Here is a 22,157-nt window from a genome sequence, read left to right as displayed (position 1 = left end):
CCGGCTGTTCACACGGGGGTTGATGGCGGTGCCGTGTGTATACCGCATCGACACGCTCTGCTGTGACGGCTCAGACAGTCGTTTGCTACTGGTTCACGCTCTTGTCGGGGTCGCCGAGGGGGACGCTCTCCACCGGTCAGATCTCTATGGGTGCTGCCAGGAGGGGCCTGGTCGCGTCCCTGATCCGCTGGAGGTTCGAGCTGTGGACCCTCGCCCGCTGTGGTGGGACACCTTTGGTGACCAGGACCAATCATGCCTCATGCCTCAGAGGGCTGGCGCAGTCGCCCCGCCACGGACGGAGTTCACCGAGTCGTCAGAGCGTGTATGTAGCAACTGCCAGATCGACTGCCTAACGTGCCTGGCCACTCCTCCAGTTGGAAGGACACGCACATGAGACGCGCCACCAAGGTCTCCGCCGCAGCTGTCGGTCTGATCGTCCTCGCGGTCACCGGCACCGCCGTCGCCGCCGCGAACCAGAGCGACAACGACTGGCCCTACGCCCACCACAGTGCGGCGTCGTACACCCTGGCGACTGTCGGCGACATCGCCTGCGAGCCCGACGACGCCGAGAACGCCACCACTCCGACGTCGCTCAAGTGCGGCAGCCCGACTCTGGGCGGCATGAGCGCCGAGTTCGCCACGGCGAAGCAAGCCACGGACATGCACCCCGATGCGGTGGCACTGCTGGGCGACGAGCAGTACCAGGTCGGCAAGCTGACCGACTTCGAGCAGTCCTTCGAGCAGGCATGGGGCGGCCTGAAGATGCTCGAGCGTCCGGCGCCGGGCAACCACGAGTACTACCCGTACACCAAGAAGGGCGACAACGAGGCCGGGCAGAACGGTGTCGGCTACTTCGGCTACTTCAACGGCCACGACCAGGCCGGCACGCCGAACACCCAGGGCCAGGCCGGCGACGACACCGCCGACAACCAGGGGTGGTACTCCTACAACCTCGGCAACTGGCACATCATCTCGCTCAACGCCGAGTGCGACTCCGACACGTTCAAGCACGACTGCTCCACGACGGGCAACGGCCTCCTCGGCCAGGAGACCCAGTGGCTCTCGCAGGACCTGGCCACCAACACGCGGCCGTGCACGATCGCGTACTGGCACCAGCCGACCTTCAGCGCCACGGCGGCCTCGACCGCCACGGTGCCCGCGTCCGCGCCGGGCGCCGGCGGCACCGAGGGTGCTGCGACCGACGCATGGTGGAAGCTTCTCTACCAGCGCCACGCCACGCTCATCCTCAACGGCCACGAGCACGCGTACGCCCGGTTGCGTCCGATGAACCCGGCCGGGCAGTCCGACCCGACCCACGGCATCCCGGAGTTCATCGTCGGTTCCGGCGGCGAGGCCATCGACACCCTCGCCGGCACGCCGGGCAACTACGACAACTCCAATGTGGTCACCGCCCAGGCCAGCGCCTTCGGCGTCATGAAGCTCACTCTCAAGTCCCACAGCTACAGCTGGGACTACAAGCCCGTCCTGCCCGGCCCCGGCTTCGACTCCACGGCGCTGCAGTACAGCGACTCAGGCAGCGGCACCTGCAAGTGAGGCCCCAGGACCGACCCTTCCCTCACACCAATCCCCGACGTCCCCATCTGGACGGAAGGGGCGTTGGTGGCACACGCCAAGGAGACCGATAACCCGGCTCTGATCAGGCGCCGGTGTACTGATCGGCCATCGGGCTGACCCGCGAGACAGAACAAGCCCACGGCTCTGACCAGTTCGGATGCCGTGGGCTTCTGTCGTTGTTGGCCACCCTCGGCCGACCTCGCACGGCTCGGGGACGGCCTGGGGACGGCCCGAGAACGGTCACTCGGTAGACGTCTCCCGCTCTCACCGCCACACCCAACACCCGGTAGTTGTGCTCGGCGTGCCAGTCACCTCTCCGGTGCTGTGGGTGCGGAGCGGGCCGGGTTGCCACAAGCGGCTTGACGAACCAACGACCGGCTGGACGTAACGGTGTTGATGCCCGCTGCCCCGGCGCCGGGACAGTCGGTCATGGTGGTCGGTCAGCTGAGCGAGATGAAAAGGGTGTTGAGTGCCTTGACCTCGGTGGTCTCGTCCGGGTTCGGAGCGCGTAGCGCGGTCAGGACATGGTCGATTTCGCTGTCGAGGAAGTGCCAGGCCTGCTCGTCCTTGGGCTCGAGGGTGGGCTGGTCGGCGTCCCATGCGGTCTCGAGGTCGGTCACCCGGGTGGTCGCGGCCGTCTGATCGCCCGAGTTGAGCTTCACCAGGGTGTCGGCTGCGATCGTGCGGAACTTTGCGATCTCGGCTGGAGGAAACGGTGACGTTGCCTGCTTCGGGGTGAGATGGGCGGTTGCGGGTGCTGGGGTGCCATTTTCGCCGGCCGCCGCCACGTGGGGTTGTTGGTGTGCCCAGACGGGAAGCGCCGCAGTCGCGACCGCTACGACGGCGTAGTAACCGAGCATGATCCGCTCACGCGCCGGGTTCACCGCCCGTGGGGTCGGGTCGGAGGCCTCGATGACATCGCTGCGGCTGAACGTGAGGTAGACGACCGTGGTGAGGATCGCGACGAGGAAGATCACGCTGGTTGCCGCGGTGCCGAGGCCCAGACCGCCCTCGCTGCTGGGCGAGCCGAGCCAGTCACCGAGGTTGGCGCCGAGCGGGCGGGTGAGGATGTAGGCCAGCCATAAGGAGAGAACCGCGTTGGCGCCCAGGCGCCACGTGACGACGATCGCGAAGATCAACCCGAGAGGAAGGAGCACGGAGACACCCGCCGTCCAGCCGGTCAGCTCCAGGGTCCAGTCGCCGGTCGCGGTGCCGAGGGCGAAGGTGACCAGGACCGCGAGCGAGTAGAAGAGTTCACGGGGACGAGTGATGATGCTGTGGACCGACAGGGTCCGCTCGCGGGCGCACCAGATCCCGAAGACAACAGCGAGAACGCCGGCGAACACGCTGGCGCTCAGCGCGAGGGGAACACCTTGGCTGTCGGTGTAAAGGGTGCCGGTCACGCTCACCACCACCGTGAGCCAGTACACGAACGGGATGTAGCGTTTGGTGCTGAGCTGCCAGCCCAGGACGCCGGCCAGAACGGCGGTGAAGATCAATGCGGTGCTGATCAGACCGACACCGAGGTTCACGTTGATCCAGTCAGCGAAGCTTTCGCCGACCGTGGTGCACAAGATCTTGATGACCCAGAACCAGATCGTGACCTCGGGGACCTTGTTCAGCATCTCCCGAGAGGGCGTCCGGAGGCTGTCGGGCGTCGTGGTGGTCGTCACGTAACCCCTCACGTGCAACGGGTGGCAGCACAGAGGGGGTGACCCGCTCGTCTGCGCAACGGTAACTGTCTACAAATGTGTAGACAAACGGAGTGACGGATCCGTAGGCTTGCCGGGTGAATTCGATCGCTCGTCATGCCCGTTCGGGCAGCACTGCCGCAGGCGCCTTCCGAGGCGCGGTTCGCGTCCCCGGAATCGTCGCCGCCTTCTGGATCGCAAAGGGGTTGTCGACGGCGCTGGGGGAGGGGGCCTCGGACTATCTCGTCCAGGTCATGGTGCCGCAGCTCGCCGTGGTGCTCGGGTTCGGCGCCTTCCTCGTCGCGCTTGCGGTCCAGTTCCGCCAGGGTCGCTACCAGGCGTGGTCGTACTGGTTCGCCGTCGCCATGGTCGGGATCTTCGGGACGATGGCCGCTGACGTGATGCACGTGGCCCTCGGCGTGCCCTACACCGTCTCCAGCGTGCTGTACGCGGTGCTGCTGCTGGCCGTGTTCTGGCTGTGGCGTCGCACCGAGGGCACTCTGTCGATCCACAGCATCGACTCCCCGCGCCGTGAGGCGTTCTACTGGGCGACCGTGGTCGCCACCTTCGCCATGGGCACCGCGCTGGGCGACTTCACCGCCTTCACCCTGCACCTGGGCTACTTCACCTCCGCGGCCGTGTTCGCGGTGCTGATCCTCATCCCGGCGGTGGGGTACCGCTGGCTGCGCTGGAACCCTGTGTTCTGCTTCTGGGCCGCCTACGTGATCACCCGTCCGCTCGGGGCGTCGATCGCCGACGGCCTCGGAAAGCCCCGCTCCGTCGGAGGTCTCGGCCTCGGCGACGGGCCGGTGGCTCTGGTCCTGCTTGCCCTGATCGTGGTGATGGTCGGCTACCTGGCGGTGACCAAGGCGGACGTCCAGGGCGAGCATGAGCCCGCCGCCGCACCGGAATCGGCCCCCGCGCGCGTGTAGCGGCAGGTGGAGGGAGCGATGGCCTGCGCCGGTGGCAGTGGTGGAGTCCCCATGGCCGACTCAGGCCATCGCTCGACGTGCGCGCCCCTCGATGCGAACCAAGGGCGTGACGGTCGCTGAGGTCTGGCCGGCTGGTCAGCTGGTCGTCTGAGGTCCGTGACGGTCGGCTGCCGGCGCGGTGGTTGCTGTGCTGCGCTGCTGTACGGAGCGCCTACCCGGGTCGGTGGCGTTTCCGCCACTGGCGCACCCTCATGACCACCGCCACGGCGACCATGAGCGCGGCCACCCTCACGGCGGAGTCGGCGAGGTCCTCCGGGCCTCCGAGGATGCGGGCCAGACCCCATCCGGCAAGTGACAGCGTCGGCCAGACGATGAGCACGGTGGCTGCGAGTCGACGCCGGAGCGGTGTGATGTCGGCCATGAGCTGAGGTTACTGGTCAACCACAGCCCCACCTTTGCCCCCGTCATCCAGCCGACCCTGGACACCGGCGTCAGCGCCCTGACCGTCGCGGCCCGCGCCTGGTTCGGCACGTGACAGGGGTCCTGCAACGGCCCAGCAGATACTGGCGGTCGTACTCCACCAGCTCACTGAACATCGACCAGGCGTAAGTGTGCGTAACACCTTCTGAGTTGACCAACGCTTGGTTGCGTGAGCGGCACCGTGTGGGTGACCTCGCGGCCAATTCCGCGATGTCGTCGCTCTCTGGCACGTAGCTCAGCGTCAGCGCTTGCATGCCCTCCCCCCCCGTGTTCGCCTTGGTTCCCCGTCCCTCGCGCCGTTCTGTGAGCCGGTAGGCGCGTGGTCGTTTCCGGGAGCTGAAGCAGAGCTCGGACGGCTCTGGTCAAGAGCCCGATCCCTCATGTATCCGGTTCGGGAAAGATGCTGGATCGTCGGACTCATCCCGCCTTACGGTGGCGCCATGAGCAATCACTCGGAAGCGCCTGTCGCGCCCGTCGAGGCCTTTGAACCCCCCTACTACGTGGCTGTCTTCACCACGGTGCGAAGCCAGGACCAGAGCGGCTACAGCGAGACCAACGCACGCATGGAAGACCTGGTGAAGGACGTCCCCGGGTTCCTGGGGATGGACCACGCGCAGACTCCTGGCGGGCTGGGCATCACCGTCGGGTACTTCCGCGACGCCGACGCCCTCACGGAGTGGCGGACCAACGCCGAGCACCGCGCGGCGCAGAAGCGCGGGCAAACCGATTGGTACGAGAGCTACACGCTGCATGTGGCGAAAGTGGAGCGGAGCCACGGGTTCACGCGAGCGTAGGCCCCGCAGCGCCCGATGGCAGGCTGACCAACCGAGTCACCTCAGCGACTGCCCCGCGAGTAGCCCACGGTCGCCAGGAAGTGCTCCAAGCCGACCAGCCGACACCGCTCCTACCAGCGGCGATGACGTTTCGCGAGGTGTCGGATCCCCGGGCCCTGCGGTCCAGGAGGGCTACTCGGAATAGTCCATGGCGACGTGGCAGTGCACAGCCGCCATGCGGTTGTGCTCCTCGGTGCCGGACTCCGAGTCGTGGGAGTGGCGCTCGCCGCTTTCCGTCTCGGGAGCGTGAGGGGCGTCCTCGCCCTGATGTGTGACCGTGGTGGACTCTGATGCTGTCATCGCCGATCGCTTCCTCTCCTGGGCACGGGGCGGGGGAAGCCGTCCCCGCACTGTTCGAGTACACCCCCGCATCCGCTGCTCACGCCGGCCTTGACACGAGAATGATGGAATTCCGCTTGTCTTTGACGACACCCATACGCGCAGGTCACTGGCCGTGGGGTGCCACCGGTGCACAGGAGATTCCGTAGTTGACAGGGCGCTTCGAGCCTGCGCCATACTGTCCGGCGCGACACCTCGTTCGGTGAGGCGTCTGTGCGGCTACAACCCACTGACCCGACGACGTCGAGGGACGCCCAGGTTCAGGACAGGTCCCCCCGGATCAAGGGGTGGCCGTGGCTTCCCGCCCAGGACGGGTGGGGATACGCCGCGCAGTGCTGAAACGCCTGCGTGGAGGGTGTCGGCCAAGTGCGGCCGTGGTCCGGGAAGGACTCCGTGCTGCCCCGGGGCGGGCGGCGATGCCGTCGTCCGCGCGAACGAGCGCACCGAGGTGCGCGGTCACGAGAGGAGGCAGTCGGGATGTGTCCCGGCAGTAGTCCGAGTACCCGACCCGCTCTCGCTCAGGCTGTCTCCCGCACCTGAGCCCGTAGCGGTGCTGTAAATCCAACTTCACTGTGGCAGAGCCCAGTTGTGTTCCGTTCGGAGTCCTTCCTGCGAGCGGCAACTCAACGAGCCTGGCCTGTCTGTCCGCGTGCCTTCGCCAGTGTCGGCTCCCTGCCGTCACGGGTTGTCCTTCCATGTGCGCGCGGGCGCCGTATCGCGAACGCCGACCCGCCCCGGTCGTCTCACCCGACGCGCACTGCCCCGGGCGTGCCCTCACCCCTGCCCGTGACGCCGTGCGGGGTTGCCGGTGCCTCCGTCGCCATGGCCCGCCGTGCGAGTGCTCGGCGGCTTGTCGCCGTCACGGCACGGACTTGTCGCGATCCGCAGGCCTCGGCCGTCGGTGGCTGTCCAGTGACGTTCCGTCGATTCCCCGATGCCCGCTCAGGCACCCAGATACAGATAGAGAAGCACCATGCTCACCACTGCCACGCAAGCTGCCGGCGATCTGCTGCGCGACGGCTACGCCCGAATCACCCTCCGCGACGGCGGAGAAAGCCTGTTGCACCGAGTACTCGGCGAGAGCCGGCAGTTCTTCGGCCGACCGGTCGGCGAAAAGGAGCGCTACGTCGCCGCGGACTTCAACTTCGGCTACCGCCCGCTGGGCCGCGAGTTCTCGGTCAGCGTGGAGCGCCCGGACCTCAACGACTGCTTCACCCTCTGGCACGACCGGCTCGACCTGATCCCGAACTCCGCCGAGATAGCGGAGTTGACCGAGGCACTGCTGGCCTGGCGTGCGTACCTGTCCGCGTTCGTCGCGGACGCCGTCGGCGAGGTGGCCGCACAACTCGGCGGTCACAAGGCGCTTCCGTTCGAGGCGGCCTCCTACCTGCAGCTCAACAACTACGCGACGGCGGACTCCGACCGCGACCTGCTGCAGGACAAGCACGAGGACGGCCACCTGGTCACGGTGATTCACACCACCGCACCCGGCCTGGAACTGTGGCTGAACGGCGAGGCCTGCCCAATGCAGACCGCGGCCGACGAGGTGCTCCTGATGCCGGGCTCGGTGTTCGCCGACCTGACCGGCGGCCGGATCCCGGCGCTCTACCACCAGGTGCGCAACCTGCACCTGACCAACCGCACCGCGCTGATGTACTTCGTCAACCCGGAGCTCGCCGAGCCGATCTACGCCTGGACCACCGAGCCGGACACGACACCGGTGGACCTGCGCGAGAAGATCCGCAGCAACCCCTCGATGTTCGGGCTCCCGGACGTCCCGGCCCTCTGACCGCTCCCCGCGCACCGCTTCGGCCGCCGCGCAGACCCGGCGGCCGAAGGAAGCCAGCGGATGGTGAGCCTGCGCTGGTCGGACGTGGACGTGAACAACCGGGTACTGTTCCGATGCCTGCCCTGTGCATCGCACCGCTGCGCCGGCACCCCTGGCACGCACGGGCGTCGCCTGGACGGAGGACGGCTATGTCTTCGCGACGAGGAACGGCCGTCCGGTTGGTGCCGTCAAAGGCCCCGGACCATGATCGGTCCGTGGCCTTTTGGCTGGAGCCCCCGGCAGGATTCGAACCTGCGACACCCGCTATAGGAGTTCATCCCCGCAGGTGTAGGCGCAACAGTGGGGCCCCTCCCCATGGCCGGTCCCAGTCCGCTGACTTACTGCCTCGTGCCTCGTCGTACGTCCCCGTTGCCGTCACCAGGTGCCGTCAGGCGCGGTTCACGAACCCCTGCCATTGAGCGGTTCCTGACCTCAGCGTTGAGTACCACTCCGTTCGGCAGGACGCGTAGGTGGCCCGAGCCGACAGCGTCCGCATGGAACAGTGACGACGACGCCTACTACGTCAGGCGAGCGCCTACAGCCAGCCCCGGCGAGCGGCCTGCAGACCTGCCTGGAAGCGGGTCTGCGCTCCGAGTTCAACCATGAGGTCGCGGACGCGGCGCTGGGCGGTCCGGGGGTGCCAACCCATATGCCGAGCTATCGCCTCGTCCGTCAGGCCGGCGGCCAGCAGGCCGAGCAGGGTGCCGTGGTGTGTCTTGTCCGGCGTCGGCGCGGCGCCCGGCGGACCGAACCGGATCGGCACCGCGTCCGCCCACGCCCGCTGGAACAGAGCGATCAAGGTGTCCAGTAGCGAGGATTGATGAATAATCAGCGCACTGTCGCTGGTCGGGGAGCGCTCCAGAGAGATCAGCCCGATCCGGTCGTCGGCGATGAACATCTTGACCGGAACCCCGGTCGTCACCCGCGCCTCCTCGCCGCTCGCCACCAGTTCGCGGATCGCGGCCAGTCTGCCCGGCAGTTCGAGCCCGGACCGGTCGTAGACGCAGCGGTACCGCACTCCCGTCGGCAACAGCTCTGACTCGATGCCGTTGGTCCCGAGGCCCTGGATGTACGGGGGCCGGTCGAAAATGCTGACCTGCTGAATGGCGCTGCGCTGGAGCTGGGCGAGTCGCTGCACGATGCCCTCGCGGGTGGTGACGGTCTCGACGATCTCGTCGGGGCTCACCGCCTTCTGCCCGGCGCGGTAACGCTCCATCAGCCCGGCGGCGAGCACCCGTACTTGCTGCAGCGCCTGCTCTTGGGAGCGGACCAGCACTTCCATCGCCATGTCAGGGCGCGCGGGTTGGTACCGTACGGGGCGGCCCGGCAGCCGGGAGACCAGCCCTTTCGTCTCCAGCGCCGTGAGCGACGCAGTCACCCCCGCGCACGCCACGCGGGCGCGGATTTCGGCGGCCGTGGCGGGGCCACCGTCCAGGAGGCCCAGGTAGACCTCCTGTTGTCCCGGTGTCAGCCCCAGCGCTTCCAGCACTTCCCATCACCACCGTATTCACGACACTGACGCGAACTACCCGCCCATGCTCCCTTCCAGCGGACTTCACGGCGTGCCAGCGTGACGAAAAACACAGCGATCTTGGGAAGGAGGCGCGAGTGCGCATCCAGCGCAACCGCGGGGGCGGCTCTGCGACAGCCGCTCAGCAGGAGGCCGCCGCACCGCCCGCGAAAACCGTCGCGACCAGCACGGGCTTCGATCCGTCCCACGCCCATGTGCCGGGCTCGCCGGCACTGGACAGCTACCGCCGCGGCCGCAGTCGTGTGGTTCTGGACCGGAGGGTTCCCAAATGAACGACCCAAGACGATGGCGGGCGGCGGGCCTTCCCGCTGCTTCGCTACTCACCGCGGTGTCCGGCACTGCGCTCGCCGTTTTGCACACCATCAGAAACAGTCCGCGCAGAGGGCGGAGCGTCTCCGCCGGCCTGGCTGTGCTCAGCAGCGTCGCGGTGGCGGTCCTGGGCATACAAACCCCGGCGCAAGCGGTGACGCCGTCAGCCGACTCCACCGCGCCGAGCAGCACCATCCGCGTGGAGCACACCTGCGCCGCCGCAAAGCCGGGCGAGTTCAGCTGCTTCGCAGAGCGCCGCACCGACATCAAGGCCGTCAAGAGGCTGGCGCAGACAGCCACTCCCAACGGTTACGGCCCCGCCGACCTGTGGAGCGCCTACAACCTTCCGTCCGACGGCGGTGCCGGACAGACCATCGCGATCGTCGACGCCGACGACGACCCTACCGCCGAGGCTGACCTCGCCGTCTACCGCAAGCAGTACGGGCTTCCCGACTGCACCACCGACAACGGCTGCTTCTCCAAAGTCGACCAGCGCGGCGGCACCCACTACCCGACGCCCGACCCGAGCTGGGCAGGGGAGATCGCGCTCGACCTCGAAATGGTCTCCGCGATCGCGCCCAACGCGCACATCCTGCTCGTCGAGGCCGACTCGCCCAGCATCGACGACCTGGGCGCCAGCGTCGACGAAGCGGTCGCCCTCGGCGCCAAGTACGTCTCCAACTCCTACGGCTCGGCCTACAGCTCCGACCCCGGCAGTGGTGAGGTCGGCGAGGAGCTCTCCTGGGACGCGCACTATGACCACCCAGGCGTCGCGGTGGTGGCTTCCTCCGGCGACTTCGCCTACGGCGTGACATATCCCGCGGCCTCCAGCCATGTCACCGCCGTCGGTGGCACCTCGCTGGTGCGTGACTCGAGCGCCCAGCGCGGCTGGAAGGAGTCCGTGTGGAAGGGCAACGACGGGAGCGGCGCCGGTTCCGGCTGTTCGATCTATGAGCCCAAGCCCGCCTTCCAGACCGACTCGGGCTGCGCCAACCGCACCGTGGCCGACGTCTCGGCGGTCGCCGACCCGGCTACCGGTGTCGCGGTCTACCAGACCTACGGCGGAGGCGGCTGGGCAGTCTTCGGCGGCACCAGTGTGTCCTCGCCGATCATCGCCGGCGTCTACGCCGATGCGGGCACGCCCACGGCCGGCAGTTACCCCAACGCCTACCCGTACGCGGCGACCAAGGCCATCAACGATGTGACCGCAGGGAACAACGGCACCTGCTCCCCGGACTACCTGTGCACCGCCGGCCCCGGCTACGACGGTCCCACCGGCCTGGGCACGCCCAACGGCCTGACGGCCTTCCGCAGCGGCCCGCATGGCCAGATCACCGGCAAGGTCACCGACGGCACCACCGGCGCCGCCGTGTCGCGCGCGCTGGTCACCGCCGGTTCGGCGTCCGCCTACACCCGGGCCGATGGCACCTACTCGCTGGTCGCACCGGCCGGCCATTACGACATCACGGTCGCGGCATACGGCTACGCATCCCGCACCGTCACCGGAGTGGACCTCGCCGACGGCGCGAACCTCACCGAGGACGTCGTTCTGACCCCGGTCCCCAGTGTCACGGTCTCCGGCAAGGTCGTGGACGGTTCCGGTCACGGCTGGCCCCTCTACGCCACGGTCTCCGCCCTGGGTGTTCCGGGTGCGCCGACCTGGACCGACCCGGTGACCGGCGCGTTCTCCCTGAAGCTGCCGCAGAACGCGTCCTACAAGCTGCGCGTCAACCCCGCGTACACCGGCTACCAGACCGCCACCAAGACGATCGAGGTCGGCACAACGCCACTGAGCGTCGAGGTACCGTCCACCGTGGACGTCTGGGACGCCGACGCCGACGGGTACCAGCTCAAAGAGACCGGCCGGACTGAGCCCTTCGACTCGACTTCCACGCCCGACGGCTGGAGTGTGGTCAGCGCCGACGGCACCACCCATGGCTGGGAGTTCGACGACCCGGGCTCCTATGGCAACACCACCGGAGGCAGTGGCGGTTTCGCCACGGCACGCACGGACGTCTACGGGTACGAGCAGCAGGACACGTACTTGACGTCCCCGGTGTACGACCTCAGCAACGCGTCGAACCCCGAACTGACCTTTGACACCGACGTCGCAACCATCAACGCGGACGCGGTCTCGGCACAGGTCAGCGACGACGGCGGCCAGAACTGGCAGACCATCTGGTCGTCGGCCTTCACGAACGGAAAGATCGTCCTGCCACTCACCGGCTATGCCGACAAACCTGCCGTACAGGTCCGTTTCCACTTCAACACCACGTTCGGCTCATGGGCTCTGGACAATGTCTTCGTCGGCCAGCGCGACTTCGCTCCGGTTCCCGGCGGCCTGGTCACCGGTACCGTGACCGACGCCAACACCGGTCATGGACTCGTCGGCGCCACGGTGACGGCCGATGGCTCGTCAACGGTTCGTGCCATCGCTGCCGCCACACCTGACGACCCCGGCCTCGGCGACGGCTTCTATCACCTGTTCTCGCCGGCGGGATCCGTCAAGCTCACCGCGGAGAAGTGGCGCTACGGCACACTGGACAAGGCTGTGGAGGTGGGCGCCGACACCGTGGTGAACACCCCTTTCGTCCTCCAGGCCGGTCAGATCTCCAGCACGGCTTCGATCAGCTCTTCGGTGGCCTGGGGCGGCAGGAGCACACAGAACCTGAAGATCACCAACACCGGCGGCCTGCCTGCGTCCGTCACGCTTGGTGAGCACCCCGACGGCATGGCGATCGCCACTGTCAAGGGCGCGCCCCTGCAACTCATCAAGGGCACATTCTCCCCGCTCCCCTCGGTGACCAAGAGCGACACGTCCGGTTCCACGGTCGCGCAGCAGGACGGCACCGGAAGCGGCGTCTGGGAGGCTGCCCCCAACCTGCCCGTCAACAGCGCCTCGGGTTCCGTCGACAGCTACCGCGGCAAGATCTATTCCGCTCTCGGCTACGGGGGGAACGGCAAGGACAGCTCGGCTCTGTACGTCCTTGACCCGGTGGCCGGGACCTGGACCAAACTCGCCAGCGCGACCGACGCTCGCGAGGGCGCGGCCCACGGGTTCATCAATGGCAAGCTCTACATCACCGGCGGAGCCGGACCCGGTGGCGGAAACGATCCCAAGCTCGAGATCTACAACACCACCACCAACACCTGGAGCACCGGCAGTTCGACCGACCCCGACCCGCGCTTCAGCGCCGGAAGCGCCGTGCTGAACGGCAAGCTGTACACGGTCGGCGGCTGCAGCGGCTTCGCCTGCGGCATGACCGACGTCGAGGCCTACGATCCGGCCGCAGGCAGCTGGACCCAGCTCGCCGCGTACCCGGAGCCAATCTCCTGGGAGTCCTGCGCCGGCATCCAGGGCGAGCTCTACTGCGCAGGCGGCACCTCCTCGCAGGGCGGCGCCAGCCGGCACGCGTACAAGTTCGACCCCGCCGCCAACACCTGGTCGAAGATCGCGGACCTGCCGATCCCACTGTGGGGCTCGGCCTACGCCGCCGCCAACGGCCAGCTGGTCGTGTCCACCGGTGTCACCGAGTCACTCGGCGCGCAGGAAGCCACCAACCAGTCCTTTGCCTACGACCAGTCCAGCAACAGATGGACCGCTCTGGCGAACGCCGATCAGGCCGGCGCCAAGGCCGGCGGCGCACTGGGCTTCTACAAGGTCGGCGGTGAGCTGGGCAACGGAACTCTGACCCCGGCCGTGCAGCGGCTCGCCGGTTACGACCAGGAAGAGCCGGTCGACGTCACCTGGATGAGCACCGACGCCCAGAAGTTCACCCTGCAGCCCGGCCAGAGCACGACCGTGGTCGTCACGCTGAACGCCTCGGTGCCCGAGGTGTCCCAGCCTGGCGTCTACACGGCCTATCTGTCGGTGGGCGCCGACACGCCGTACGTCACGGGGAAGGTCCCGGTCGCGCTGACCGTGGCCCCGCCCAAGACGTGGGGCAAGGTCTCCGGCACCGTGCTCGGGACGACCGACACCGGCGGCACCGCACCGATCAGCGGAGCAACGGTCGAGCTCGACTCGTCCAGCTCCCAGTACACCCTGTTCACGGACGCCAATGGTGGTTACGGCCTGTGGCTCGACGCCGGCAACAGCCCGCTCACGGCGATCGTGGCCAAGGACGGTTACAAGCCGGTCACCTTGAAGGTGCGGTTCCAGAAGGGTCGGGCCACCGTCACCAACGTGACCCTGACGAAGCTGTAACCGGGCAACCTCGGTCTGCCTCAGCCGAGGTCGACCGACCGCAGCGCCCTTCCTCCGTGCCGCCTGGCTCCCGGTCAGGCGGCACGGAGGAAGTCTCGTACCGCCGGCTCCACGGCGGCATCGTTGTGCGCAGGATCGGCGTCATGATGAACAAAGTTGCGGATGGTGGTCTCATCGAACCGTGTACATGATCCCCAGACGGTCGGCCTCGGCTACGGTCGTGCAACCGCGTTGTCACCTGGTGATGTCAGCACTCCGCGATCTGCTGCTCCCTCGGGATGTCGATCAGTTCACCGCCCACCAGTCATTGACGATCCTGGCGTATTCCTCCGGGGCCTGTTCCCAGACGTAGTGGCCGATGTCGACGATGTCGAGCCTGCTGTTGGGCAGGCGCCGGTGCAGGTACTCGGCGTTCTCAACCGGCACCACGTGGTCGTCGCGGCCGCCGATGACCTGCACAGGCATTTCGATGCCGGGCAGCAGATCGCGCAGGACCGGTAGGTCCTCGCGGTAGGCGCGGAGGTATGCCATCTGGTCGACGATCCGCTGGCCCACGTAGGCCCCGATGTAGTCCTCGCGCACGATCTCCGGCATGTCGTAGCCCTTGATCTTGCTGATGGCGATCGTGACGATGTCCTTGGGGTGGAGTGCCCGGTATGGTGCAAGGTCCTCGGCATGCACCCACTCATCCAACGGGCCTGCCAGCTGCAGTGGGGCCGAGGCGCCTCCGCTGCCCACGACGGCGCTGCGAAAGCGGTCGGGGTGCTGGGCCGCGGCGAACAGCACCGCGCTGGTGCCGATGTCCGGGCCCACGATGTGTGGCTTCGCCAGTCCCAACTCGTCGGCGATCCGCACGATGAAGTCGCTCATTGCCCTCGGCGACAGCAGGTCCTCCCGCATGTTCGAGTGCCCGAACCCCGGCAGGTCCACGGCGATCAGGCGGGTGTTATCGGCCAATCGCGACCAGGTCGCGTGGTAGGCGTAGAGGCTTTCCGGAAACGGGCTCAGCAGCAGCGCTTCTCGGTCGCGGGGTCCGTCCTCGCTCTCGGCGTAGCGAATGGACAGTCCGTCGACCCTCCGGAACCGGGGCTTGATCTCACTCATGTACTCGCCCTCTCTGATTGGCGTCTTTTCGTATACCAAGGGCGGTCGTCCTGACGTGGTCCGAAGACGCCGCCCAGAGGCGCGCGGTACAGGTTCGAAGCGGGCGCTCGAGCCAAGAATACGCGCACATGCTCATATATTACCCGCGTGGCGTCCTGGAGGGAGGTCTGCAGATAACAAAAGGCGCGTCCATGCAGGTAGGAGGCATGATGGCAAGCGGGTGGGGCGCCGTCTTGACGGTCACGTCCGCAGATGCCGGGATGGGGGCGGCGCCGCTCGGAGTGCTTCCGGCGACGGCGGGAGGGAGCGCCGCCAGCGAGGCCGCGATCGGACCCGCGTCCATGGTGCTGTTCCATGACTGCGCGAGGAGCGGGTTCGGCCAGAGTGGAGGGCCACGAGGGGTCCGGCGGATTCTGTTCGTGGGATTGGCCGGGTCCGTGATCGACACCGCGGGCGTTGGTGCGATCTTTGGCCGGTGGCCTGCATGGGCTGGGCTGCACCTTAGCTTGGGAAGCTGAGGTGATCCAGGGTTCGCGGCAAGGCTGACCAGCGGTGGAAGGGTGTCGACGCCTGGTGGCGGGTCCGTTGATTCCACGGTTCCCCGTCGTTCCCCGCAGGACCTGGCACGCGTCTGGCACGACCTCTTCGTCCCGAACGAACTTTGCTGGGCGCTTGACCTTGCGCTGGTATGTCCCTCACCTGCTGCGGCGGTCCGCAGGCGTCCGCGGTTGTTCGCCGCTGCTCGTCGGCGTTGTCACGCAGTTGGACACTCATCCCAGGAGGCAGGTAGTGAGGTGTCAGGATGGTGGCGTGGTGATCCCTGGATATGAGGACGACCCTCTTGCGGTCAGTGAGGAATGGCTCGGCCTTCCCGGTTTCTGGCCCGCGCACCTGTTGTGGCTTGCCGAAGGGGAGGACGTGGATCCTGAGCCCGGATGGTTCGGTGTCGACGGCGCGGACACCGAGGAGGCCTACGGGACTCTCACTGACCCGGCTGCCTGGCCAGTCCTCCGGCTGCCCTTGCAGCGCGGACACACGATTCTGATCCTCTATCGCAACTTCCCCGAGGACTGTGGGATCGACTACTACTTGACCCACCCCAGCTGGGAGCGACCACGGTCCCTCGGCAGCATCGAGGGCCACTTCGCCGGCCCCGGTCTCGCCTGGCGCGAACTGGTCCACATCGCTCAGAATCCAGGTATGGGCCCCGGGGTCACCACCCCGCACGCTCGCCTGCTCCTCCTATTGCCCGTTCTCGGCGACGAGGCACTACCCCCGGATGCCGTCGAAGTTGTCGAGAGTGCCCTGGACGCCATTGGCGCTCCGCCGCAGACGCGCACGGTTCTCGCCGAGGCGTTGCTGGACCACCCTTTCTGGGGAGCTCCTCCCTGGTACTTCCATGAGCCTGACGCTTCCCCTCTCAGTGGCGGGAATGCAACTCCCCGCCCCAGTCGAGTTCTGCGCTGTATGGGCAACTGGAGTCCGCGTACGGGGGGCTTCGGCCTCTCGCTTGATCAGGACATCTGCCTTGCAGAGGCCTTGGGCACTGTCAGCTGATCGCAGAACGTTGGAAGCGCTCAGACTCAATGACGTGGACGTAACGTCACGGAGCACCGCTCCAGGAGCTTGAGCGACTCCGAGGCTGACCCGCGGAAGCAGCACGTCGGTGGACATGGGGTACACGCCCTGCCGGCGCCCACCCTCCCCCGTGGCTCCCCGCTCGCTCTGGCACGGTTGTGGCACGGGGAAAGGGCCTTGCCAAGAGATTCATCGCCCGGCTTCGATCGTAGCCATGACCAACGGCGCAACCATCAGCCTCGCCGATGACCAGATCTTCGGCAACCAGATCCTCCGCGACATCAAGATCCTGCGTGACCATTTGGGCTGCTCGCTCCATGAGGCCCTGAACGCCTTTGTCGCCCGGTACGAAGTGTTGAGGGCAGAGCGGCCAGAAGACTTCGCGTGCGGTCATGAGGAGTACTGGGTCGGCTTCTACTCGTGAGGCTCCATGGCCAGCGCGGTCAGGTTGTGGGTGATCGCTCGGCTGGCCCCAACTCGCAGGCCAAGCGCTTATAGGCGCCTGGCGTGATCGTCGGCGCATCCCTCCTGACCTGGTGCTCCACGGACGCCGAGCGCGATAGATCGGCGCCTTCGACACGTTTTCGACAGGGGGGCGCCAACGTCCACTGGCTACGGCCGCTCCTGCCGGGTATCTGGCTGAGCATGCTTGCCCTGATCTATACCGCGCACAGCGCAGCAACCACGGTGTGGGCCTTCGTGGGAGCCATTCTCACCGTGCTGGCGGTGGGTGGGTACATCCCGGTGAATCTCGCCTGAGGCGCGATCCAGATTTTTCGGAGTTCGGCGGTTTGGGGATGTCGAGAACGTAGCACCGGCTCCGTCCCAGGGACATCGGCGGCCACCACCGGCCGCACGAGGCAGAAGGAGAAACCAGCATGGCGATTCAGCGGATGGACAACGTCGGCATCGTCGTCGAGGACATGGAGGCCGCCATCGCGTTCTTCCTGGAACTCGGTATGGAGCTGGAGGGCAGGGCGGAGGTCGAGGGCCCCTTCGCCGACCAGTGCACCGGACTCGACGGCGTCCGCTGTGACATCGCGATGGTCCGGACCCCGGACGGTCACGGCCGGCTCGAACTGGCGAAGTACCGCAGCCCCGCGGTGATCAGCGCCGGGCCGCGCAACCGGCCGCACAACATTCTGGGCACGCACCGCGTCATGTTCGCCGTCGATGACATCGAGGACACCGTTGCCCGTCTGCGCCCTCACGGTGCCGAACTCGTCGGTGAGATAGCCCGGTTCGAGGACAGTTATCTGCTCTGCTACATCCGCGGCCCGGAGGGCATCATCGTCGGACTGGCCGAGCAACTGCGCTGAGAAGGAGGAACCGACCATGCAGCCGAACGGAAGCCATGAGATGGACCTCGGAGAGAGGTGGCTCGCCACCTTCGAAGTCGTGCCGAACCGCTCTATGCCCTCGCCGTCGACGCCGAGTTCCTGAAACGCGTTGATCACACTCTGCTGCGCAACTCCTGAGCCGCCGTCACGGAACACGATGAGGCGGATGGTGCAGTTCTCCGAACGCCGAACCACCCCGCCGGCCCATCGCACGCCTTCCTCGTCGGGCTCCGTGGCCACGATGTCCCCGCAGGCGATGCCTCGGACGATGTCACGCAGTTAGACACTCAGGCGAGTCCGGCTCCAGCGCATTGAGCCCCGGCTGGTCGCTTGCCGGCGTCGTTCTCCCGGAGGACGGCCCCCGGAGCTGGTTCCCGCTGTACGCGCCACGAGGAAACCGGCGGGGTAGGGGAACGGCCGTCTGGCCCGGCCCGTTGGACAGGCATGGGGCTCATTAGGCGAGCGGGACATCAGGGGACCGGGCCCGGGGTGATTACCCCGGACGGCTGCGCGGTCGAGCTGTACTCGCGGCTGCCGGTTGGGGCCGAGCCGGACATTGTCGCCGCGGCCGTGCCGGCGGGTGCGCACGTCCTGGAGCTGGGCTGCGGCGTGGGGCGCGTGACCCACCCGCTCCTGGAGCTGGGTTTTACGGTCACCGCTGTGGACGAGTCCCCAGAGATGCTCAACCGAGTCCGCGGGGCGCGCACGATATGCAGCCCGATCGAGGACCTTGACGTGGGCGAGACATTCGACGTGGTGATGCTCGCGTCGTTCCTTGTGCACGCCGGAGACGCTGAAGTGCGGCGGGCGCTGCTGCGCACCTGCGTCCGGCACCTCGCGCCGGGCGGCTGCGTGCTGATCCAGCGAGAGGGCGAGGACTGGCATACGAACCTGCCGCGTGAGCGTGTCGAGCCCAACGGGTTCACGGTGCGGATCGTGTCGGCCGAGCCATCCAGCGATGGGGTGGACTCCGTATATGCGGAGTACGAGTTCCCTGATGCCACATGGACACAAACGTTCCTCTCCCGGCCGCTGACGAAGGAGCAGTTCGAGAGGGCGCTCGCGGAGGTGGGCCTGAAGGTGGACAAGTACCTGACGGAGGACCGGACATGGGCGCGGGCGGGTTTCGCGGCCTAGGGGTATGTGCCTCGACGACTGGACGTCGGGCTCGTCGCTGTTTGGAAGACGCCGTATGCGGATGACGGCTGACCCGGCAACTCCCTGACCTGGGTCGGAGCGCGATCGGCACCGCTGTTCCCCGTCAGTCCCCGCTGCGTCCCGGCACGCAGGGCACAGCCGGCCTTTTGCTTTTCAGGCGATCAGAAGCCGAGGTCCTGTCCGGCGGATCACGCTCTACTGCAAGTCCAACTCGCCAACTGTCTGGTCCCCACTGCTCTCGCCCGTCGGACGGAACCCGAGTGCTCGGTAGAAACGTTCTGGCCCGCTGGGCGGACCCGTATGCCGATCGCGGCGTCGAAGTTGTCCGGAGTGATCTTCTCCAGACGACGTGTGCTCGTCATGCGGGCACCATAAGTCAAATGATCTAGGCCGGGGCTTGGCTCGGTGCTGTCAACGGATCATGCCTCCATCCCGACGCTCGTATTTCGGTATCGGACGGTTGAGGGCTCGGTGGCCCAAGTGATGCCTTCCCCTCGCACCTCGGGTCACCGACGAATTGCGTATCAGGGCTGGCAGTTCGGTCCTGCACCGGGCAACCCGGGGATGTGTAGGGGTGTTCCGTGCCCTGTCATTGCCGTGATTGACCTGCATGCCGGATGCTCGCGGCGGAGGGGGATGGCTCGGTTACTTCTTGCGCGCGGAGGGTGTGCCGGAGGCCCGTGCGTGTGAGGGTGCGGAGTCCAGGTCTTGTTCGGCCCAGATGACTTTGCCGCCCGACGCTGGGCGGGCGCCCCATCTGCGGGACAGTTGACTGACCAGGAAGAGGCCGCGGCCGTTTTCGTCGATGGCGCGTGCGTGACTCAGACGCGGGGAGCTGGCGTCGGTGTCGAATACTTCGCAGGTCAGGGCTTGGTGGTGGATCAAACGCAGTCCGATCGGGCCGGTGCTGTGGCGGACGGCGTTGGTGACCAGTTCGCTGACGATCCGTTGTGTGGGGTCCTGGGGACCTTCCAGGCCCCATTCGGTGAGCTGGCGGGCTGCCATGTGCCGCGCCCTGCGGACAGCGGTCCCATCGTTCGGCAGCGTCCAGGAGGCGACCTGGGCGGGGCTGAGTGAGCGCGTCCGCGCCAGGAGCAGGGTGACATCGTCGGACGGTGCCTGACCCGGGAAGGTCTGCGTCGCTCGGGTGCACAGGTCTTCCAGGGAGTGACTGGGTTGGGCCAGGGCGGTGGCCAGGCGGTGCATTCCCACGTCGATGTCGTGGTCGCGGGTTTCGATCAGGCCGTCGGTGTACAGGGCGAGGAGAGTGCCCTCGGGCAGTTCCAGCTCCACGGCCTCGAAGGGGATGCCCAGGCCGATGCCGAGTGGGCTTCCGGCGGGCAGGTCGGGGAAGGTGACCTGTCCCTGTGGGCCGATGATCGCGGGCGGGGGGTGCCCGGCCCGTGCCATGGTGCACTTCCGGGTGGCCGGGTCGTAGACGGCGTACAGACAGGTGGCGCCTACCACCGAGGGGGTCTGGTCCGCGGCGTCGGCGTCTTGCTCGGCCAGTCGCTGGAAGGTGTCATCGAGATGGGCCAGCAGTTCGTCGGGGGGCAGCTCCAAGTCGGCGAGCGTGCGTACGGCGGTGCGGAGCCTGCCCATGGTCGCGGCGGCGTTGATGCCGTGTCCGACGACATCACCGACGACGAGGGCCACCCGGGCGCCGGACAGCGGGATCACATCGAACCAGTCGCCTCCGACGCCGGCTTCCGTATCGGCCGGCAGGTAGCGCCAGGCCGCCTCGACCGCCGCGCCGCCCGTCAAACGGTGGGGCAGCAGGTTGCGTTGCAGCGCGAGGGCCGCGGTGTGTTCGCGCGTGTATTGCCGGGCGTTGTCCAAGCACAGCGCGGCCCGGGTGACGAGCTCCTCGGCGAGCAGCAGGTCATCCTCGTGAAACGGAACGGGGTCCTGGGCGCGGACGAACACCGCGATACCCAGGACGGAGCGCCGCGCAATGATGGGCACGATCATCAGGGAGTGCGACCCGTGCTCACGTATCTTTTGCGCCCGTGCTGGGTCGTGGTCGATCCATGTCCCAGGGGAGGTGTCCAGCACCGGTTCCAGGTGGGACCTTCCCGTGCTCAGCACGCCGGCATGGGGCGAGGTCGGGGGGACGAAAACCGTCGTAAAGGTCGACTCTGGGGTTCCTGGGTGGATCGAGGCCTGACCGGCACGGAGGAAAACGGGAGGGCGACCGCTCATCGTGTCGATTCGGGTCGAGGCCTCTTCGCCGAACGGGGCGGATTCCCCCAGGTCGACGTAGGCGTAGTCGGCCAGCAGGGGCACGGCAAGGTCGGCCAGTTCCTGCCCGGTCCGCATGACGTCCAGGGTGCTGCCGATACGCGTGGCGGCCTGGCTGAGGATGGCAAGGCGCTCGCGCGCCCGCTGACTGCCGGTGACATCCACGCTGATGCCGCACACCCCCAGTGTCTTGCCGTCCGCGTCCTGGAGGCAGAAGTACGAGACCGAGAATGCATGCTCCCGGCGCGGATCTTCCGTCGGCCACGCCCGGTACTCGTGGACCGCCGTGGTGCCGTTCCGCAGCGCCTGCCGCATCACCGCCTCCAGGGCTTCGGCCTCGAAGCCGGGCTGTGCATCGGTGATTCGCCGGCCGAGCCGCCGGTCACGGGAGATGCCGTCGTGGCTCTCCATCGTGTCGTTCGCCCAGACGCAGCGCAGCTTCGGGTCGCGAACGACGATGCCGATCGGCGCGTGGGTGAGGAGCGACTCCCGCACCGATCCGTTTCTCGTTTCCCGGGAGAGCGTGCCGATGTCGGTGACGGACACAAGCCACCGGAACGTTCCGTTCTGCCCCCCAACATCGAGATCCGGTGGTTGATGTCGAGCATGCGGCCGTCGCGGTGGCGCACCGTCATCGTGCCCGACCAGTCATTGTGGGTACGGCACTGCTCGATGAGCGTCGATATCGTCGGCGTTTCCTCGGAAGGCAGCAGCACGAGTGCGGCAGACCGACCCACCACGTCCCTGGCGGAGTACCCGAGAAGCTGCTCGGCGGCCTGCGTCCATGCGACCACCGTCCCGCGCTCGTCGAGCATCGCGACCGCCGACTCGGATATCTCGCGCGTGTTCGATCGCTTACCAAGGGTCACCCTGTTGGTGCTGGTCATCGAGCTGTCCTCCTCACCTAGTGTGACGCGCCGGAAATGGCGAGTCTAAGTATTTAGCTTGTTTCAGTTCCGGGTGGGGAGATCTTGGCGAGGTAGTCGGCGAGCGAGTTCAAGATCTCGTCGG

General features: G+C 67.4%; 17 protein-coding genes, 4 pseudogenes and 1 riboswitch. Of the genes and pseudogenes, 12 read left to right on the top strand and 9 right to left on the bottom strand.

The features are described 5' to 3' along the window. Positions 1-390 precede the first annotated feature (390 nt). Positions 391-1,554, top strand: coding sequence for a metallophosphoesterase family protein (locus tag ACWDA7_RS15075; RefSeq protein ID WP_450604613.1), 1,164 nt, complete (start codon positions 391-393; stop codon positions 1,552-1,554). 461 nt (positions 1,555-2,015) lie between these two features. Here ACWDA7_RS15075 and ACWDA7_RS15070 read toward each other — a convergent pair whose 3' ends face one another. Then, complete coding sequence (locus tag ACWDA7_RS15070) at positions 2,016-3,248, bottom strand: COG4705 family protein (RefSeq protein WP_450604612.1); 1,233 nt, start codon at positions 3,246-3,248, stop codon at positions 2,016-2,018. Between the two features lie 116 nt (positions 3,249-3,364). On the opposite strand from ACWDA7_RS15070, the gene ACWDA7_RS15065 reads away from it, so the two are divergent. Continuing rightward, the gene (locus ACWDA7_RS15065; RefSeq protein WP_450604611.1) at positions 3,365-4,198 is read left to right on the top strand and encodes a COG4705 family protein; all 834 of its coding nucleotides are present in this window, start codon (positions 3,365-3,367) and stop codon (positions 4,196-4,198) included. Between the two features lie 211 nt (positions 4,199-4,409). Here the strand turns inward: ACWDA7_RS15065 and ACWDA7_RS15060 are convergent, their stop codons facing one another. Beyond that, the gene (locus ACWDA7_RS15060) at positions 4,410-4,619 is read right to left on the bottom strand and encodes a hypothetical protein (RefSeq protein ID WP_450604610.1); all 210 of its coding nucleotides are present in this window, start codon (positions 4,617-4,619) and stop codon (positions 4,410-4,412) included. Between the two features lie 15 nt (positions 4,620-4,634). Here ACWDA7_RS15060 and ACWDA7_RS15055 point away from each other — a divergent pair. After that, positions 4,635-4,733 (top strand): annotated as a pseudogene (locus ACWDA7_RS15055) (peptidase dimerization domain-containing protein); the annotation flags it as partial. 385 nt (positions 4,734-5,118) lie between these two features. Beyond that, entirely contained in the window at positions 5,119-5,472 is a 354-nt protein-coding gene (locus ACWDA7_RS15050) for an antibiotic biosynthesis monooxygenase family protein (RefSeq protein ID WP_450604609.1), read from the top strand. Between the two features lie 171 nt (positions 5,473-5,643). On the opposite strand, the gene ACWDA7_RS15045 is transcribed toward ACWDA7_RS15050, so the two are convergent. Beyond that, positions 5,644-5,811 carry a hypothetical protein gene (locus ACWDA7_RS15045; protein WP_450604607.1) on the bottom strand — a complete coding sequence of 56 codons (168 nt, stop codon included), beginning with the start codon at positions 5,809-5,811 and terminating at the stop codon, positions 5,644-5,646. A 226-nt stretch (positions 5,812-6,037) separates the two neighbouring features. Further along, a riboswitch (M-box (ykoK) riboswitch) is annotated at positions 6,038-6,212 on the top strand. Positions 6,213-6,823: 611 nt separating this feature from the next. Between ACWDA7_RS15045 and ACWDA7_RS15040 the strand changes: the two genes are divergently transcribed. Then, positions 6,824-7,639: a 2OG-Fe(II) oxygenase family protein gene (locus ACWDA7_RS15040; protein ID WP_450604606.1), complete on the top strand. Its 816-nt coding sequence runs from the start codon at positions 6,824-6,826 to the stop codon at positions 7,637-7,639. Positions 7,640-8,213: 574 nt separating this feature from the next. Here ACWDA7_RS15040 and ACWDA7_RS15035 read toward each other — a convergent pair. Then, complete coding sequence (locus ACWDA7_RS15035) at positions 8,214-9,167, bottom strand: TrmB family transcriptional regulator (protein WP_450604605.1); 954 nt, start codon at positions 9,165-9,167, stop codon at positions 8,214-8,216. 119 nt (positions 9,168-9,286) lie between these two features. On the opposite strand from ACWDA7_RS15035, the gene ACWDA7_RS15030 reads away from it, so the two are divergent. Both ACWDA7_RS15030 and ACWDA7_RS15025 read left to right on the top strand, forming a co-directional pair. Next, complete coding sequence (locus ACWDA7_RS15030; RefSeq protein WP_450604604.1) at positions 9,287-9,481, top strand: hypothetical protein; 195 nt, start codon at positions 9,287-9,289, stop codon at positions 9,479-9,481. A 155-nt stretch (positions 9,482-9,636) separates the two neighbouring features. Next, positions 9,637-13,725, top strand: coding sequence for a carboxypeptidase regulatory-like domain-containing protein (locus ACWDA7_RS15025; RefSeq protein ID WP_450604706.1), 4,089 nt, complete (start codon positions 9,637-9,639; stop codon positions 13,723-13,725). Positions 13,726-14,010: 285 nt separating this feature from the next. On the opposite strand, the gene ACWDA7_RS15020 is transcribed toward ACWDA7_RS15025, so the two are convergent. Next, positions 14,011-14,829 carry an alpha/beta fold hydrolase gene (locus ACWDA7_RS15020; protein WP_450604603.1) on the bottom strand — a complete coding sequence of 273 codons (819 nt, stop codon included), beginning with the start codon at positions 14,827-14,829 and terminating at the stop codon, positions 14,011-14,013. 810 nt (positions 14,830-15,639) lie between these two features. Between ACWDA7_RS15020 and ACWDA7_RS15015 the strand changes: the two genes are divergently transcribed. The 4 genes from ACWDA7_RS15015 to ACWDA7_RS15000 all read left to right on the top strand — a co-directional run bounded on the left by ACWDA7_RS15015 (position 15,640) and on the right by ACWDA7_RS15000 (position 17,726). Further along, entirely contained in the window at positions 15,640-16,386 is a 747-nt protein-coding gene (locus tag ACWDA7_RS15015; protein ID WP_450604602.1) for a hypothetical protein, read from the top strand. Positions 16,387-16,621: 235 nt separating this feature from the next. Next, complete coding sequence (locus ACWDA7_RS15010; protein ID WP_450604601.1) at positions 16,622-16,831, top strand: hypothetical protein; 210 nt, start codon at positions 16,622-16,624, stop codon at positions 16,829-16,831. Between the two features lie 83 nt (positions 16,832-16,914). After that, positions 16,915-17,166 (top strand): hypothetical protein, encoded by a 252-nt coding sequence (locus tag ACWDA7_RS15005; protein ID WP_450604600.1) that lies wholly within the window; start codon positions 16,915-16,917, stop codon positions 17,164-17,166. Positions 17,167-17,285: 119 nt separating this feature from the next. Next, a complete protein-coding gene (locus ACWDA7_RS15000; RefSeq protein WP_450604599.1) occupies positions 17,286-17,726 on the top strand; it encodes a VOC family protein in 441 nt (146 codons plus the stop codon). Between the two features lie 102 nt (positions 17,727-17,828). Here the strand turns inward: ACWDA7_RS15000 and ACWDA7_RS14995 are convergent. Further along, positions 17,829-18,005: pseudogene (locus ACWDA7_RS14995) on the bottom strand (DUF4265 domain-containing protein); the annotation flags it as partial. A gap of 186 nt (positions 18,006-18,191) precedes the next feature. On the opposite strand from ACWDA7_RS14995, the gene ACWDA7_RS14990 reads away from it, so the two are divergent. Further along, entirely contained in the window at positions 18,192-18,884 is a 693-nt protein-coding gene (locus tag ACWDA7_RS14990) for a class I SAM-dependent methyltransferase (protein ID WP_450604598.1), read from the top strand. 216 nt (positions 18,885-19,100) lie between these two features. On the opposite strand, the pseudogene ACWDA7_RS14985 reads toward ACWDA7_RS14990, so the two are convergent. The 3 genes and pseudogenes from ACWDA7_RS14985 to ACWDA7_RS14975 all read right to left on the bottom strand — a co-directional run. Continuing rightward, positions 19,101-19,208, bottom strand: a pseudogene (locus ACWDA7_RS14985) (GNAT family N-acetyltransferase); the annotation flags it as partial. Positions 19,209-19,550: 342 nt separating this feature from the next. Further along, positions 19,551-21,692 (bottom strand): SpoIIE family protein phosphatase, encoded by a 2,142-nt coding sequence (locus ACWDA7_RS14980; protein WP_450604597.1) that lies wholly within the window; start codon positions 21,690-21,692, stop codon positions 19,551-19,553. Between the two features lie 77 nt (positions 21,693-21,769). Beyond that, positions 21,770-21,961 (bottom strand): annotated as a pseudogene (locus ACWDA7_RS14975) (PAS domain S-box protein); the annotation flags it as partial. Positions 21,962-22,157: the final 196 nt, after the last annotated feature.

This window comes from Streptomyces sp. NPDC001156, from assembly GCF_053598275.1.
The sequence above is the reverse complement of the archived record's forward strand: the minus strand, read 5'-3'. Positions and strand labels throughout refer to the sequence as shown.